This window comes from Acinetobacter radioresistens DSM 6976 = NBRC 102413 = CIP 103788 (genome assembly GCF_006757745.1).
Lineage (GTDB): Bacteria > Pseudomonadota > Gammaproteobacteria > Pseudomonadales > Moraxellaceae > Acinetobacter > Acinetobacter radioresistens.
The window spans coordinates 2,856,663-2,872,944 of the sequence record NZ_AP019740.1; the positions used below are offsets into that span (position 1 = coordinate 2,856,663).

The window sequence follows — 16,282 nt, forward strand, 5'->3', positions numbered from 1 at the left end:
TCGCTTTTGTCCAATCTTTAATCTTTTTTTTACGTATACAAAATTAACAATATTGTAGGGTTCCCGTAACTTAGACTTTGGTCTTTAAATACTGATCAGGCATCTGTTTATCCTGCGCTTGAGGTATCATAGAAGCAGCAATAAAGACCGTGAGCAATATGAACAGCTGGCTGATCATCGGGGTACTGGCCCTTTATATTTTTATACTTTTTGTCTGTGCATTTTTTGGTGAAAAGCATGCCAGCCGTTTAAGTACTCGTGGCCGTATGTTGTTATTCAGCCTGACGCTCGGAGTATATTGTTCATCCTGGACATTTTATGGCGCAACTGGTGCTGCAGTACGTGAAGGTATTATTTTTCTGCCGATCTATCTGGGGCCATTGCTATTCGTCGGATTAGGCTATGATATCTGGCGGCGTCTGGGTCGGGTACGCCAGCATCATGCTATTTCTTCTATTGCTGACTTTGTAGCTGCCCGCTATGGTAAAAGCGGTAGTCTTGCCTCTTTAGTGACTATTTTGGCTGTTATTGCCATCATTCCTTACTTGGCTTTACAACTCAGGGCCATTGCACTGAGTGCGTCGGTCATACTAACGCAGAATGAATCCTTACATACCACTACCAACAGTGTGCTTTTACTTACCGGTGTTCTGGCTATACTCGCAATGATGTTCGGTACACGGCAGATCGCCAATACTGAGCAACATGGTGGTCTGATGCTGGCTGTCGCTTTTGAGTCTTTTGTTAAGCTGTTTGCCCTACTTTGTGTAGCACTCTTTTTTCTTTTTGATGCTCCTGAAAATATTGTGCAGGTCTCTGGTGATGTTGCCAAGACATTTTATGAAGTACAGCTATTTGGTGTGCCGGAAACTTTCTGGGTACAGACCTTGCTGGCTGCACTGGCAATCATCTGCCTGCCACGACAGTTCCATGTGGCCGTGGTTGAGCTGCGCGACGAAAAACATATTCGCGGGGCACGCCGCTGGTTTGCCGCTTATCTGATTTTAACGACACTGGCAATTATTCCTATTGCCAGCTGGGCATTGCATGCTGCACCAAACTTTCTTACCGTACCTGATGTGGCAGTACTTTCCCTTCCGCTCAGTTATAATCAGGAATGGCTAACTTTATTAGCATTTTTAGGAGGCTTTTCTGCCTCGACCGGTATGCTATTGGTCTCATCGGTTGCACTTTCCATTATGCTCAGTAATGATCTGATCATGCCGGCATTATGGCGTTTTAATATTATTTCCCGGCATGACAAACGCTTACCACAAGTTCTTAAATTTACCCGGCGGGTCTGCATTTTGGGTGTCATGCTCCTGGGCTTCCTGTTCTTTCATTTTTTTAACGATATTGACCAGTTATCTGTATTTGGCCTGCTGGCCTTTAGTGCAGTAGCCCAGTTCTCCCCTGCCCTAATTGGTGGACTCTATTGGCGGGGTGGTAGCCGTCAGGGGGTGTATGCCGGACTGATTGTTGGTTTCTTTATGTGGACCTATACCCTGCTGCTACCTACCATCTTGCGCAGTCTGCCAGAAAGCTATACTGAATTTGCCCAACAGTTCCTCACGGCTGGACCGCTTGGCCTGCATTGGTTACGCCCGGAGGCCCTGTTAGGCTTTGAATCCTTTGCGCCATTAACGCATGGCGTCATCTGGGCATTAGGTCTCAATATTATTTTATATATCTGGGTATCACGAATTTACCGCCCAAGTATTGCTGAGCAGATTCAGGCTGAAAGTTTCTTTTATTATGAAACTAAACCCTTACCAGCACACAGTGCTTCTACTGACATGAGTTATTTGCACCAGGATGCGGTCCGTTTAAAAGTAGGTGACCTCATGACTCTGGCGCGGCGTATTACTGGAGAAGGGCCAGCGACGCATGCCTTTCAGCAATTTTGTGCCCAGAACAATCTGGTTCTTAATGAAAATAGTGTTGCTAACGGTATGTGGTGGCGCTTTACCGAGCAGTATCTGGCCGGTACTATTGGTGCCGCTTCAGCCCGTACCCTGCTTACTACGGCCATGGTTAATAATGGCCTGGCATTAGGCCAGGTGGCCAATATTCTGGATCAAGCTTCGCAATGGCAGCGTTTCAACCAGAATCTGCTGATGACCATGATTGACCACATGACCCAAGGTGTAAGTGTAGTCGATGAAAATATGTGTCTGGTGGCGTGGAACAACCAATACCTGAAGCTGTTTGACTATCCTAAGGATCTGGTTTATGTCGGCTGTCCGATTTCTGATCTGATCCGTTATAATGCCGAGCGTGGCGAATGTGGTCCCGGGTCTATTGAAGAACATGTCCGTAAGCGGATTCACTGGATGCAGGTCGGCAGCGCACATGAGTTTGAGCGTATCCGTAAGGATGGTAGAGTGATCCAGATGCGCGGCAACCCAATTGAAGGAGGCGGTTTCGTGACTACCTTTGCCGACATTACTGCATTTCGGGAAAATGAAGCCATACTGGAAGCACGCGTTATTGACCGCACCCGCCAGCTGGCAGATGCCCTAGCAGAGCAGCAACTTGCCCGCGAACAGGCAGATAAGGCGAACATGTCGAAAAGCCGTTTTATTGCAGCTGCCAGTCATGATCTATTACAGCCAATGCATGCTGCCCGGCTGTTTAGTACCGCTTTGGAGCAGAGCGTTAACAATGATGAAGATCGTACTACTTTGCAGCAACTGGACCGGGCCCTGCATGGGGCTGAAAGTATGCTTTCAGCTCTTCTGGATATTGCCCGACTAGAAGGGGGCAATATGCAGCCAAACCGGCAGTCTTATCCTCTACATGACCTGCTACGCGATCTGGAGTTGCAGTTCAAGTCGATTGCTTCACAGCGCAATATTCAGTTTCACGTCCACGATGCACCCTTCTGGATAGACACAGATCCGCAGTGGATACGCCGGATTGTACAGAATTTTGTCAGTAATGCCTTACGTTATACCGCTAAAGGCCGGGTGCTTTTAGGTGTATTACGTTCCAGTGAACGACCGGGCCATATACGAATTGGCGTCTGGGATACCGGGCCTGGGATTGCTGAAGAACAGCGTATTAAGCTTTTTCAGGAATTTGAACGGTGTGGACATACCTCGCCTTGGGGTGAGCAAGGTCTGGGCCTAGGTCTGGCCATTGTTCAGCGAATGACCAGCCTGCTAGATTATCCGGTTCATGTATACTCTACCCAAGGTAAGGGCTCCTGCTTTATTCTGGAAGTTCCAATTGTAGCGCCACCCAAAACAGTGACTGCCCCAGTACAGGTGGCACCACTGAAAACCAAGGCTTATCGCATTCTTTGTCTGGACAATGACGAAACTATCCTTGAAGGTATGTCAACCTTACTAACGAAATGGGGGTATCAGGTCTTTAAAGCCCGTGAACCTCAACAGGCACTTGCTCTTATCGAACAGGAAAATATTCAAGTCTGGCTGATTGACCAACATCTGAATCAGGGGCAATTAGGATTAGACTTTATTCTTGAGCATCGTTATCATCCTGTACCCGTAGCGTTGATTACCGCAGATTCAGATCCTGAATTACCTCACCGTTTAAAACAGCACAATATTGTCTTATTGAAAAAACCATTAAAACCAGCGGCATTACGCGCCTGGTTATCGGGTTTAAAAATCATAGGTGATCAGTCTTGATCTATAAATAATTGAACAGTCTTTTTTGCCAGCATAAAGCTGGCAAAAAAGACTGTGAAAAACTATTTTCAGCCTTAACTGACAAAATATAAGGGCAAGACAGGCAGAATAAATCAAAAAACAGCTAATTTAATGATGAAAAACTGGCCAAAAATTTCAACTGTGAATTTTCTATGGCAAAGCTGCTCAATTTTAAAGTGAACACTTGTATACTTAGTTACAATTAAACAAGTTATTGATTTTATAAAAATAAAAAACCCATTTTTAATCTTATACAACTTTAGTCTTATTTCTATTTACCCCCCTCCACCCTCATAAAATAGATATATACATCAGGTTTTCTCATTGTCTGCATTATGAAAAAACCGGTCAGAGAAAAAACCTAAGGATACTATTATGAATATGTCAGAAATTGTCGGACACGGTGCCCAGCCTTCACAACAGTTTTATCGGGATTATAGTGCCAATGCGCTATTACCTGAAATCCAGTGGCAGCAATTGTTTAAACATAGCAAGCTTGCCCAACCCCAATTACAGGCTCTCGATACCCTTTACCACAGCGCAGTTCCTCTGGCACTTCAGGTATTTGAAGCATTAAGATTTGATGTTTTTGCTCCCGCTGCCTATCAGCCCCAAGGTCTGGGTTTATTTGACAAGCTAGCCCAGCAGGAAGAAAACCTGATTCAGGTTCTACAGTCAGAATCTGTGTGTCTAGACGATGCTGCACGTCATCAGCTTTGGAGTATGCTGCTGCGTGGTGGAGCGGTACTGGTCTTTAAAGCATGGCTGGGTAAGGTAAAAACCGGACAGGACCAATTGGATATGACTCAATTTGATGAATTATCCGATCTGCTCTTTATTAAGACTTCACCTTATGATTTGGCCGAGTATTTAAAAGTAGACCCTCAGGCTGATTCGGATCATATTTTCTTAATGTATGAAGGTGATATTTTTCTGGACCGTTTTAACAGTCTGGAAACTGCGGCTTTATTTGTCGAGCTTGGTGTATATGATGCAGCATTCTTGAGCCTGCGTGATGATCGTGTAGCAAATTATTTAAAGGAAAAAGGACAGGTATCACAAGATCAGATTGATGATTTAGAATTTGCCTTGAATCCGCTATTTTGCACTGATCTGATGGCCAAACAGGACTGCCTGGCTTAAAACATTCGGTACAAAAAATAAGGCCTTATTCATGGGCCTTATTTTTATAGCTATTTTAAATTAGACTCTCTTTTCATCAATATTAAGTGCCTTGATAGCCAATACTGCCTGAGTACGGTTTTGTACTCCCAGCTTACGGAAAATAGCTGTTACATGTGCCTTGATGGTAGCCTCTGAAACATCTAGTTCATAAGCAATCTGCTTGTTGAGCAGACCTTCAGCAACCATCATCAGTACACGGAACTGCTGTGGTGTAAGTGACTGAATTCGCTCTGCAAGTTCGGTCTCATCAGTTGCTCTCGGATCAAAGCTCACGTTGGTAGGCAAATTCGGTGGTAACCAGATTTCCCCTTCTAATACCTGACGAATTGCCTCGCCAATATGACTTGGATGGGCAGATTTAGGAATATAGCCCATTGCTCCGTGTGCAATTGCACGCTGAATAATTGACAGCTCTTCATGAGCAGAGACTACAATAATCGGAATAGAAGGATATTGGGCACGGACATGAACCAGTGCTGAAAAACCTGAAGCACCGGGCAAGTTTAAATCCAGTAAAACCAAATCTGGTTCTGAACCCTTTTCCAGACGTTCATAAAATTCATTTACTGCAGCTGTCTCAGAGATTTGTGCCTGTGGCAGGCTATAACGCACGGCTTGAATTAGGGCATGCCGGAACAGTGGATGATCATCAACAATTAATATGTTCATAAGCGAAACAGGAGATCTCTTTGCACAGTACAGCTTTATTCTAACTGCACTCATGACATTAAGGATATGCAATTCTTCACTAATTTAGTGTGCAAGCTAGTAAGAACTGATCAATAATAAAGCGCTCTTAATGTATTTGATATTTTTATTCAATTCAAATCAGAATTTCATATAAATTACTATTTTTAGAGCCGCCTAAATCTCAGTTTATATTAAATTTTTATAAAACAATAACTTAAATTTTATTTTTTTTTGATCTAAAAGATATCTTGAAAAACGATAACTTATTTTAATTTCCTTATTTTACAGGCTGGCTGCTTCTGACCGTTAATAAATAGTAACTAGCGAGCTATTTAGGTTTATTTACATGACACATCATTTTTCATCTTCTGTTCAGCCTCTTAATATTGTTGCAGTTTCAGGTGGTCTCAATACACCGTCTAAAACTGAAGCTCTGGTTCAGGCGGTATTAAATGAACTCGGCGAGGCAACACCTATTAATATCCACTTTATTAAATTTAGTGAAATTGGGCCTTTACTTGGAGGCGCTATTTACCGTAACCAGCTTCCACAGCGCGTACAGGATGATCTGGCTGCTGTGGAAGCAGCAGACGCTTTAATTGTTGGGACCCCGGTTTACCGTGCCTCTTTTACTGGCCTATTCAAACATTTTTTTGACTTTGTCGAACAGACAGCCCTAGTAGATGTACCTGTATTATTGGCTGCCTCTGGTGGTAGCGACCGCCATGCATTGGTATTGGAACACCAATTACGCCCATTGTTTAGCTTTTTTCAGGCACAGACTTTACCAATTGGTGTTTATGCCACAGATCGTGATTTTACTCCAGAATATACCATTCAGAGTCAACAGCTGGCAGACCGCATTACACTGGCTGTTGCCCGCGCACTTCCAATTCTAGAGTGGGCGCCAGCCAAAGGGCAACGCGCAGAACTGGTTAAAGTCAAAACTGAGCAAGCTAACCAGAATTTGGGGATCAATAAACAGATTGAGCAGGAAGAGGTCTTGCCATCTGTCGCCGTACCCAGCCTAGATGCAGCAGAGTCGCGTTTGCATCCAAAAAACCTGAAGACTCATGTGGCCTAACAGTTTGTGAGGAAATCACTATGAAGGATGATCAAGCACAGCAGCTGAAGTTTGCTTACTGGGTTCCAAATGTCAGTGGCGGCTTAGTGGTGAGTAAGATTGAGCAGCGCACCGACTGGAGTTATGAATATAACGTCCGTTTAGCGCAGACTGCCGAGAAAAACGGCTTTGAATATGCATTAACCCAGATTCGTTTTACAGCAGGCTATGGCGCCGAAAACCAGCATGAGTCTGTCAGCTTTAGCCATGCTCTTCTCGCAAAAACTGAAAAGCTGAAAGTTATTGCTGCCATTTTACCAGGTCCCTGGAAACCGGCTCTGGCTGCCAAACAGCTCGCTACTATTGATCATCTGACTCAAGGTCGCATAGCAGTTAATATTGTGAGTGGATGGTTTCGTGGAGAATTTGATGCCATTGGAGAGATCTGGCCTGAACATGATGAACGTTATGTACGTTCTGAAGAATTTATTCGAGCTTTAAAAGGAATCTGGACTACGGATCAGTATAGTTTTAAAGGTAAATATTATCAGTTTGAGAATTATACCCTTAAACCCAAACCTCTACAGCAGCCTCATATTGAGGTATTTCAGGGTGGAAGTTCCCGAGCCGCACGTGATATGGCTGCACGTGTGTCTGACTGGTATTTTACCAACGGTAATAGCGTTGACGAACTGGTCAAACAGATTAGTGATTTGCGTACCAAAGCGGCTTTAAATGGTCATCAAATTAAGGTTGGGGTAAATGCCTTTATTATTGCCCGTGATACAGAAGAAGAAGCGCAGGCAGTATTACAAGAGATTATCGAGCAGGCCGATATTCAGGCAGTACAGGCTTTTGGGAAGGCTACTCGTGAGGCAGGAGCTGCCAGTCGTGAAGGCGAAGGAAACTGGGCAAAATCCACTTTTGTGGATCTGGTGCAATATAATGATGGTTTTAAGACCAATCTAATTGGTACTCCCCAACAAATTGCTGAACGGATTATTGAGCTTAAAAATGCCGGGGTTGATTTGATCCTCTCAGGCTTTTTACATTTTATAGAAGAAATAGAGTATTTCGGCGAGAAGGTTTTGCCATTGGTTCGTGAGTTAGAAGTAGAGCAGCAGCATGTTGTATCTGCCAAGTCTGCCTGATTAATCAGCTAAACCTGGTTGCTCATGAACCAAATAATAATAACACCCCATGGCAGTTCTCCTCCCTCAAGACTCGGCTTGAGGGTTTTTTATAGCCTGCACTTTTTCTATAAGCTGTCTCTGAAGATAGTTGTATATTAAATTCTGGATATAAAGATTGACCTGAAAATTATTTCTCTCATACCCGTTCAAGAATAAAAGCTGGGTTCAGGTAGTTTACCGGTTAATATCCATTCCCCAATTTCCTGATATTTATAGTCAACCGGATCATGCAGGGTTTGGGTTCGAACATTGCGCCAGAAGCGGTCCAGATTCAGTTTGGCAGCTGTGGCACGTGCCCCCATGACCTGAAATATATTTTGCGTGATATAAAGTGAGGTATTGGTCGCAGCAATCTTAGCAGTTGCGATTGCAATAGAAACCTCCCCGCGTTGCACTGAACTTAAGTGTTCACCCTGTAACCATGCTGCCTGCAGTTTCTTCACAGCGTCTGCTGCAAGTAGCCTTACCCCTTCAAGCTGCACATAAAACTCGGCAAAATGTTTCTGGATATAAGGGTCATCTACAGCTTGTTCAGCCAGAGACTTTGACCAGGCTTTTTGGCCCTGTACAATAGCTTTAGCAGTCTCAAATGCTCCTTCTGCTACACCTAAAAATAAATAGACAAAAATCAGCTGTGCAATAAGCGGACGAAGACTTGAATAGGGGGTACTCAGTGGGCCCGGGTTAAGTAGTAGCTCTTTTTTATAGACATGCACCTGTTCAAAATGGCTGGTGCCACTGTCGGTCTGGCGCTGTCCCATATTGTCCCAGTCCCCCAAAAAACTAACGCCGTTGCGCTGCGATGGAATCACACCTATCAGCAATTTGCCCTGTTCATCATAGCCCGAGCACAGCAACAGGTCTGAGTCTATTGAACCGGAGCAGAAGCTTTTATCCCCCTGAAAAATATATTCATGATCTGTAATTCGGGTTACTGTAGTACGACGGTCGAGGGGGTTGAGCGTATTGCCCCAAAACAGGTTATCTTGAGCAGTCTGCCTGAACCAGCTGGTGTATTGTTGTGGTTGTGCAAACAGTTGTACCGTGGCAATCAACAGATGATGAAATCCGTAGACATGCGCCAGTGAACTGTCTGCCTGCGCTATAATTCGAATAGTTTCAAAAATTGTCGTCCAGTTTGCTCCTGAACCGCCATATTCAGTAGGAATTGACAGTTTAAGTAGCCCACTTTCCCGAATCAGGTCACGTTCTTTTTTAGGGTTACCGCCCTGCTTATCACGTAAGGCAGCGGTATGTGAAAATAGCCGGGTGAGTTGTTGTGCTGTCTGTATCGCCTGCTCGGCAGAGTAAGAATTTTCTGTTGTATTCATTAAGCTTTTATCTAGGGTACTCATTAAAATTTTATGGCTTGTACAGCTGTGTGTATTCTTCAGTTTATTCTTATAGTTAAAAATACCGCCTTAAAGCAAGGCGGTATTCAGAAATATTTTACTTGTGGTCCGGATAGACCGTAACAATCAATTGCTCGACTACAGCTGGTTCTGCCAAGGTCGAAGTATCTCCCAGACTGTCCAGTTCATTGGCAGCAATTTTTCTTAAAATACGGCGCATAATTTTACCGGAACGTGTCTTGGGCAGTGCGGGTGCCCAGTGCAGCGCATCTGGTGTTGCCACTGGGCCAAGTTGCTTGCGTACCCAGCTGACCAGTTCCTGCCTTAACTCTTCAGACTCATTAACGCCTGCCTGCAAGGTTACAAAAGTACAGATCCCCTGTCCTTTAATCTCATGAGGCATTCCCACTACAGCGGCTTCAGCAACATGGTCATGTGCCACCAAGGCACTTTCAATTTCTGCAGTTCCCAGCCGGTGACCTGAAACATTTAGCACATCATCAACACGACCCGTGATCCAGTAGTAACCGTCTTCATCACGACGAGCACCGTCACCAGTAAAATAGTTACCGGGGAATGTCGAGAAATAGGCTTCAATAAAACGCTGGGGATCTCCCCATATGGTTCGCATCTGGCCCGGCCAGGAATCTTTAATAATCAGGTTACCCTCTGCTGCACCGTCTAGCACCTTGCCATCACCATCGACAATAGCAGGTTGCACTCCAAAATAAGGCCGCGTAGCCGAACCGGGTTTAAGGTCAGTCGCACCGGGGAGTGGTGAAATCAGTATGCCGCCCGTTTCAGTCTGCCACCAGGTATCGACAATTGGACAGCGCCCTCCTCCAACTACGTTGTAGTACCATGACCAGGCTTCAGGGTTAATCGGTTCACCAACAGAGCCCAGCAAACGTAGGCTACTGCGGTCACTTTCACGCACGTAAGCATCACCTTCACGCATCATGGCCCGAATTGCAGTGGGTGCAGTATATAAGATGGTTATATTATGTTTGTCGACAATATGGCCTACACGCGCCCAACTTGGATATTGCGGCACACCTTCAAACATTACCGTCGTGGTACCATTAGATAATGGCCCATAAATAATATAGCTGTGACCAGTAATCCAGCCCACATCGGCAGTACACCAGTATATGTCGTCCTGTTTTATATCAAATACTTCTCGAAAGGTGCTGTTGACATAAACTAGATATCCGCCAGTAGTATGCAGTACGCCTTTAGGTTTACCGGTAGAGCCAGAGGTATAAAGAATAAAAAGTGGATCTTCAGCATTCATCGGCTCCGGCGGGCAGATTTCATTCACTTCAGTTATTACTTCGTGATACCACAGATCGCGCTCTGGTTTCATTTCTACCGGATTACCGGTACGGTGTACTACTACTACATGTTCAACTGAGTCTGTTTTTGCATGCTCTAAGGCCTGATCGACACTTTCTTTAAGAGGAATCAGCTTGCCGCCCCGCATACCGGCATCAGCGGTAATTACCATTTTTGCTTGGCTGTCTTCAATACGGCTGGCCAGCGAATCAGGAGAGAATCCCCCAAAGACTACACAATGCACTGCTCCAATACGGGCACATGCCAGCATGGCAATGGCAGCTTCACTGACCATCGGCATGTATAGGACTACCCGGTCGCCTTTAGCAATCCCGTATTTTTTCAGGGCATTGGCAAAACGGCATACTTCATCATGCAGTTCTTTAAAAGAAATAATCTTGTGACGTGAAGGATGGTCTCCCTCCCAGATAATTGCAGGCTTGTGCGGATGCTCTTTTAAATGTCGGTCCAGACAGTTGGCACTGACATTAAGCTGGCCATCAGCAAACCATTCGATCTTGAAATTATCAGCAGCAAAACTGCTATTTTTAACTTGTGTAAATGGCTTGATCCAGTCAATCCTTTTTGCCTCTTCAGCCCAGAATTCTTCAGGTTGTTCAATCGAATGCTGGTAACGTTTCAGATAATCTTCTTCGACAGTGCGGGCAGTTTTTTTAAATTCTTCAGGTACAGGATAGATCTCACTCATAGTATCACTTCCTTGATATTGTACGTCTCCTCACGAGACTTTTAGCACGGGGTATTATTTATTTTATTGATTGCCTTTCAACCAGTAATAGGACTGTTCAGTACAACTGACAATCATGCTTTGGTCGTAGATAAAGCGCTTAACTTTTATTCAACAGAATAACTGCTTTTTAACAAATATGATTGATTTATCAGAAACTAATTTAATCTTTATCTTATAATTTTAAACCGGTAAAACTTTAATAATTGCATAAAAGCAACATTTTCTTACCCAATCCAGCCATTAACTGATGAGCGATCATGACTGCTGAATATAATTTTTACCCCACTGAAACCGATCATCCTCTTTCGATGAGAGGGCGCTTTAGCCGTTTAAGCTATATTGGCTGGAATGGCCTTTTAAATTGTATCGCTTTCTTCATACTGGTTATATTCAGTCTGCTCATGGGCAGCTTTAATATGCAAAGCACTCCTCAGAGCTATAATATTACAGGGATGTGGGATCAGCTGGCCAGTATAGGTTTATTAATACTTACCTTGCTTTATGCCTATTTTAACCTGGTCCTGATAGTACGACGTTTGCATGACCGTAATCATAGCGGCTGGTGGGCGCTGCTGCTGTTCTTACCTCTGGTTAATTTCCTGTTCATGATTTACCTGCTTTTTGCCGCGGGTGATGCAGGGATTAACCGTTTTGGGCATCCACGTCGAACCTTGCTCTGGGAAAAAACTGTAGCTTGGCTGTTAATTGCTTTAGTCATTTTAAGTTTCTTTGTCAGCCGCAGTACCTGGATTTACCTGAGTGAAAGTCAGCCTATTGAAATACCACGGGAAGTCTTGCAAAAAGCGACGCCGTATTTTTAACTCAGGTACAGCCTATGTATAATTTTGGCAAGTAGCCGATTAAATTCAATATGGTTTTCAGGCAGAATATGGTCTTTGTTTAAGGTGCGGATGAAGCTGTGGCTGAAGAAGCAAAGAAATTGAGTGATGTAACTGAGGGAACTACTCAGTTACTGCACGAAGCAGGTGAAAAAACTGCACAAAAGGTGATTGAACACACCAGCAAATATAATGATGCCTATAGTACCATTGATAAGATCATTGAAGGTTTCTGGGAACGTGTGCCCTACTTCTGTATTGCTCTAGCAGTTTTCCTGATTTTCTGGCTCTTATCAGCCCTGTTTAAATTTTTTATTCGTAAGACCCTGCATAATAAAACCTATACCCGACAGAATTTGGTTCTGGTACTAAACCGGGTAGGAAGTACCTTTATTGTATCTTTTGGTTTGCTGATTGCATTGGTAATCTCAGTGCCCGGCTTTACACCGGGACAACTGATGAGCGCGTTAGGAATCGGCTCGGTCGCAATCGGTTTTGCATTTAAGGATATTTTTCAGAACCTGCTTTCAGGTATCCTGATTTTACTGAGTGAACCTTTCCGGATTGGTGACGATATTATTGTAAATGGACTGGAAGGTACGGTCGAAGATATCCAGATTCGGGCAACTTATTTACGCTCGCCGGATGGTCGCCGTATTCTGATCCCAAATGCGACAGTCTATACCAGCTCAATAACTGTCAACACTGCCTACCCGCGCCGCCGCTGTAACTTTGATGTCGGGATCAGCTATGAAGATGATGCACAAAAAGCCAAAGAACTGATTCTGAATATACTTAATAACCAGCGTACAATTTTAAGCCAGCCGGCTTTTAGTGTGAATGTTTCTGCTTTATCTGACTTTTCTGTCAGGCTCAGCGTGTTCTGGTGGATTGATACAAAAGAAACCAATATTGGTGCTTCAGTCAGTGAAGTTCAGGAACAGGTGATCAAAGCCTTTGATGAGCATGGCATCTCTATTCCTTATCCGGTACAGGAAGTTAAAGTTTACCGCGGCGACAACAGTCTAGTACAGGAAGATAAACCATCAGATGCCACTAAACAGCCGACCTAACACATATGGAATCACGGTTTCAGTACGGATAATACGTTGGCCTAGATGCACGGCCTGACAGCCATTTTGAGTGAGCAATTCTATTTCATAAGGAATAAAGCCACCTTCTGGTCCAATAATTACAGTGCAGGGATGCACTATACTGGACGGCATAGCCTGCTCGCTATAGGGATGTGCCACATAAGCAGGTTGCTGCGCTGAGATTAACCCGGGCAATATATCTTCAACAAAAGGCTTAAAACGCTTATGGATTTCTACAGCCGGTGCAATTGTATCTCCTGCCTGCTCCAGTCCCAGCGTTACATAACTTTCAATCTGTTGTAAAAATGGGGTTTGCCAGTAGCTTTTATCGACCCGGTAGCTGTGCAATAAAATAATCTTTTCAACACCGAGTGTTACACTGTCCATAATCAGGCGGCGTAATACTTTTGGCCGTGGCATAGCCACAATGAGGGTGACAGGAAGTTTATCTGGTAGCTGTTCCTGTTTTAATGGCCGTACCTGTACTGTATTGTCATTCAGAGCAACGATTTCTGTCAGGTAACGCTCTCCATTACGGATACCCACTTTTAAAGTATCACCTGTCTTTATATTCAGATGCTGAAGTAAATGCTGGACTTGACGTCTGGAACAGATAGTCCATGGTTCGGTCGCTGCTGCCTGCGGCTCAAGTAAAACAATATTCATTTTTATGCTGACTTATAAATACTGATCAATAGCATGGATGTGCCGATTTAAAGAACCCTGATTTTTTTGGAGAACATTATAGGCTTGCTGGCTTAAATGACCTGCGGCCTCCGGGTCATCTATACAGGCGAGCAGCTGGTTTACAGCCTCGTTTGCATCGTGTGCAATCAGAATTCCTTGAGCTTCTACGAACTCATCAACAATACTCTGGAAATTAAAGTAACGTATACCGATAACCGTGGGAACATGAAGTGCAATCGGTTCAAGAATATTATGTCCGCCCCCTGGCTCATTTAAAGAACCACCAACGAAACAGGCCTGACTCAAGGCATACCATAACCATAATTCACCCATACTATCGGCCAGATAGACTTGTGTATCTGGCTGAATCGTCTGGTCAAGGCTACGGCGTCGGGTAAGCAGTGCCAGTTTCTGGCACTGCTCGAATACTTCATTAAAACGTTCAGGATGTCGTGGTACTACAATGCATAAGAGTTCTGGCTGCTTTTGTAAAAAGGGCCGAAGAGCAGTTAACAGCTCTAGTTCTTCAGGCGCATGAGTACTGGCCAGTAGAATAATCTTGCGTGGCTCTAACTGCCAGTCTCTCTTTAATTGGGCAGCCCGTTCAGTAAATTTAGGCGGTGCAGAAATATCAAACTTGATATTTCCTACAACCTGAACAGCTTCAGGTGGCATACCCAATTCGATATAACGCTGTCTGGTGGGCTGATCTTGAGCCAGCATTGAATCCAGGCATTCGACCATGGAACGGCTAAGGCCTTTTACTCTGGCATAACCTTTGGCGGACTTTTCAGATAAGCGTGCATTTAACAATAAGACAGGAATATGCCGAAATCGGGTTATCTGCAACAGGTTCGGCCAAAGTTCAGTTTCAACCAGTGCCAACAGTTTGGGCTGGTATTTGCTCAGAAACTCTTCAATTAAGTAACGCTGGTCTACCGGCAGAAATACTGCCTGAAACAGTTTCGGATAACGCTGTGAGAATAAGGATTTGGCACGTGCCTGTCCAGTACGGGTCGTATTGGTCAATAGTACCGGCTGACCTAAACTTAAATAATGTTCAATCAGAGGTTGTGCTGCATTGGTTTCACCGACAGAAACAGCATGGAACCAGAGCGCTTGCGTATGTAAAGGAGGCTGAAAAGGCCCAAAGCGTTCCAGCAGCTCATCCTGAAAATCAGGCAAGTGTCCCGAACGTTTATATAAACGCTTCCGATAAAGCGGCTTTACTAACGCCAGTAAGGCGTTATACCAAAATGGTGTTCCCAAGCAGAACTCTCAGTCAAGAAACAATCGGCAAATATAGCATGACCCAGTCCTCTGGATCATGCCCCTTAAGAATTTTAATCCTGGTGTTTATATAGCCATTGTCGGGTAGTCAGTATAGCCTTCCGGTCCAAAACCATACATGGTAGTGGTATTAAGCTCATTAAGTGGCGCATTGCTCATCAGGCGTTGATATAAGTCCGGATTGGCAATATAAGCCTTGCCAAACGATACGGCGTCTGCCTTACCACTGGCCAGCAGCTCTTTAGCTGTTTGCGCATCTAGGCGCATATTCGCGATATAGGGTACACCTGAACGTTCTTTCAGATAGGCACTAATACTGTCTTCGGCAAGATATTCACGGGTAAATATAAAGGCAATCTGACGTTTACCCAGCTCTTCAGCCACATAGCCAAAGGTTTCTTTCGGGTTATCATCGCCCATATCATGCTCATCACCACGTGGTGCCAGATGTACGCCAACACGTCCTGCTCCCCATACCTCAATCAGAACATCGACAACTTCAAGTAAGAAGCGGGCACGATTTTCAACAGAACCACCATATTCATCTTCACGCTGATTCGTACTGCTTTGCAGGAACTGGTCCAGCAGATAGCCATTTGCAGCATGAACTTCTACCCCATCAAAACCGGCAGCTTTGGCATATATGGCTGCCTGCTTATACTGCGCTACAATGGCTTTAATTTCAGAAATTTCGAGCGGGCGTGGGGTCACATATTCACGTTTTGGTCGTAGCAGACTAACGGTACCTTTCGGTTTGATGGCACTTGATGAAACTGGTATTTCACCCTTGAGTAAATCTGGATGTGAAATACGGCCTACATGCCACAGTTGTGAAACAATCAGGCTTCCCTCAGCATGCACTGCATCTGTAATCTTTTTCCATGCAGCAACTTGTTTATCATTATATAAACCTGGGCTACGTTCATATCCGTTTGCTTCTTCTGCAATCACAGTTGCTTCCGCAATAATCAGGCCAGCATTCGCACGTTGCGTATAGTATTCCACCATCAGATCAGTGGGTATACGATCTTCAGTAGCACGGGTTCGAGTTAATGGGGCCATAACCAGACGGTTCTTGAGCTGAAGTTCGCCAAACTGTGCGGGAGTAGACAGATCAGTCATATTT

12 protein-coding genes are annotated in these 16,282 nt (G+C 44.4%); 6 read left to right on the forward strand and 6 right to left on the reverse strand.

Annotated features, from left to right (window positions below):
* Positions 1-158 precede the first annotated feature (158 nt).
* Together ACRAD_RS13495 and ACRAD_RS13500 are read left to right on the forward strand one after the other, a co-directional pair.
* A complete protein-coding gene (locus tag ACRAD_RS13495) occupies positions 159-3,656 on the forward strand; it encodes a hybrid sensor histidine kinase/response regulator (RefSeq protein WP_005024103.1) in 3,498 nt (1,165 codons plus the stop codon).
* A 396-nt stretch (positions 3,657-4,052) separates the two neighbouring features.
* On the forward strand, positions 4,053-4,820 hold the full coding sequence (locus ACRAD_RS13500) for a hypothetical protein (RefSeq protein ID WP_005024098.1): 768 nt from the start codon (positions 4,053-4,055) through the stop codon (positions 4,818-4,820).
* A 60-nt stretch (positions 4,821-4,880) separates the two neighbouring features.
* Here the strand turns inward: ACRAD_RS13500 and ACRAD_RS13505 are convergent, their stop codons facing one another.
* The gene (locus ACRAD_RS13505) at positions 4,881-5,531 is read right to left on the reverse strand and encodes a response regulator (RefSeq protein ID WP_005017881.1); all 651 of its coding nucleotides are present in this window, start codon (positions 5,529-5,531) and stop codon (positions 4,881-4,883) included.
* A gap of 367 nt (positions 5,532-5,898) precedes the next feature.
* Between ACRAD_RS13505 and msuE the strand changes: the two genes are divergently transcribed.
* Both msuE and sfnG read left to right on the forward strand, forming a co-directional pair.
* Positions 5,899-6,636: an FMN reductase gene (gene msuE, locus ACRAD_RS13510; RefSeq protein WP_005024097.1), complete on the forward strand. Its 738-nt coding sequence runs from the start codon at positions 5,899-5,901 to the stop codon at positions 6,634-6,636.
* Between the two features lie 20 nt (positions 6,637-6,656).
* The gene (gene sfnG / locus ACRAD_RS13515) at positions 6,657-7,766 is read left to right on the forward strand and encodes a dimethylsulfone monooxygenase SfnG (protein ID WP_005024094.1); all 1,110 of its coding nucleotides are present in this window, start codon (positions 6,657-6,659) and stop codon (positions 7,764-7,766) included.
* A 188-nt stretch (positions 7,767-7,954) separates the two neighbouring features.
* Here the strand turns inward: sfnG and ACRAD_RS13520 are convergent, their stop codons facing one another.
* On the reverse strand, positions 7,955-9,139 hold the full coding sequence (locus ACRAD_RS13520; protein ID WP_017400571.1) for an acyl-CoA dehydrogenase family protein: 1,185 nt from the start codon (positions 9,137-9,139) through the stop codon (positions 7,955-7,957).
* Between the two features lie 118 nt (positions 9,140-9,257).
* On the reverse strand, positions 9,258-11,204 hold the full coding sequence (gene acs / locus ACRAD_RS13525; RefSeq protein ID WP_005024083.1) for an acetate--CoA ligase: 1,947 nt from the start codon (positions 11,202-11,204) through the stop codon (positions 9,258-9,260).
* Positions 11,205-11,503: 299 nt separating this feature from the next.
* On the opposite strand from acs, the gene ACRAD_RS13530 reads away from it, so the two are divergent.
* Entirely contained in the window at positions 11,504-12,067 is a 564-nt protein-coding gene (locus ACRAD_RS13530; RefSeq protein WP_005024080.1) for a DUF805 domain-containing protein, read from the forward strand.
* A gap of 98 nt (positions 12,068-12,165) precedes the next feature.
* Entirely contained in the window at positions 12,166-13,158 is a 993-nt protein-coding gene (locus ACRAD_RS13535) for a mechanosensitive ion channel family protein (RefSeq protein WP_005017875.1), read from the forward strand.
* Here the strand turns inward: ACRAD_RS13535 and ACRAD_RS13540 are convergent.
* From ACRAD_RS13540 to ACRAD_RS13550, 3 genes are all read right to left on the reverse strand, one after another.
* Positions 13,132-13,845, reverse strand: a complete 714-nt coding sequence (locus tag ACRAD_RS13540) for a 16S rRNA (uracil(1498)-N(3))-methyltransferase (protein WP_005024077.1) — start codon at positions 13,843-13,845, stop codon at positions 13,132-13,134. The two genes, ACRAD_RS13535 and ACRAD_RS13540, sit on opposite strands and share 27 nt — an antisense overlap.
* 12 nt (positions 13,846-13,857) lie before the next feature.
* Positions 13,858-15,135, reverse strand: coding sequence for a 3-deoxy-D-manno-octulosonic acid transferase (locus tag ACRAD_RS13545; protein ID WP_005024075.1), 1,278 nt, complete (start codon positions 15,133-15,135; stop codon positions 13,858-13,860).
* Positions 15,136-15,222: 87 nt separating this feature from the next.
* On the reverse strand, positions 15,223-16,278 hold the full coding sequence (locus ACRAD_RS13550) for an alkene reductase (protein WP_005024073.1): 1,056 nt from the start codon (positions 16,276-16,278) through the stop codon (positions 15,223-15,225).
* Positions 16,279-16,282: the final 4 nt, after the last annotated feature.

Coding starts and splice junctions, on each gene's coding strand:
- ACRAD_RS13505 (WP_005017881.1), bottom strand. CDS start 5,531: ATGAACATATTAATTGTTGATGATCATCCACTGTTCCGGCATGCCCTA.
- ACRAD_RS13550 (WP_005024073.1), bottom strand. CDS start 16,278: ATGACTGATCTGTCTACTCCCGCACAGTTTGGCGAACTTCAGCTCAAG.
- ACRAD_RS13520 (WP_017400571.1), bottom strand. CDS start 9,139: ATGAATACAACAGAAAATTCTTACTCTGCCGAGCAGGCGATACAGACA.
- ACRAD_RS13500 (WP_005024098.1), top strand. CDS start 4,053: ATGAATATGTCAGAAATTGTCGGACACGGTGCCCAGCCTTCACAACAG.
- sfnG (WP_005024094.1), top strand. CDS start 6,657: ATGAAGGATGATCAAGCACAGCAGCTGAAGTTTGCTTACTGGGTTCCA.
- ACRAD_RS13495 (WP_005024103.1), top strand. CDS start 159: ATGAACAGCTGGCTGATCATCGGGGTACTGGCCCTTTATATTTTTATA.
- ACRAD_RS13540 (WP_005024077.1), bottom strand. CDS start 13,845: ATGAATATTGTTTTACTTGAGCCGCAGGCAGCAGCGACCGAACCATGG.
- ACRAD_RS13530 (WP_005024080.1), top strand. CDS start 11,504: ATGACTGCTGAATATAATTTTTACCCCACTGAAACCGATCATCCTCTT.
- acs (WP_005024083.1), bottom strand. CDS start 11,204: ATGAGTGAGATCTATCCTGTACCTGAAGAATTTAAAAAAACTGCCCGC.
- msuE (WP_005024097.1), top strand. CDS start 5,899: ATGACACATCATTTTTCATCTTCTGTTCAGCCTCTTAATATTGTTGCA.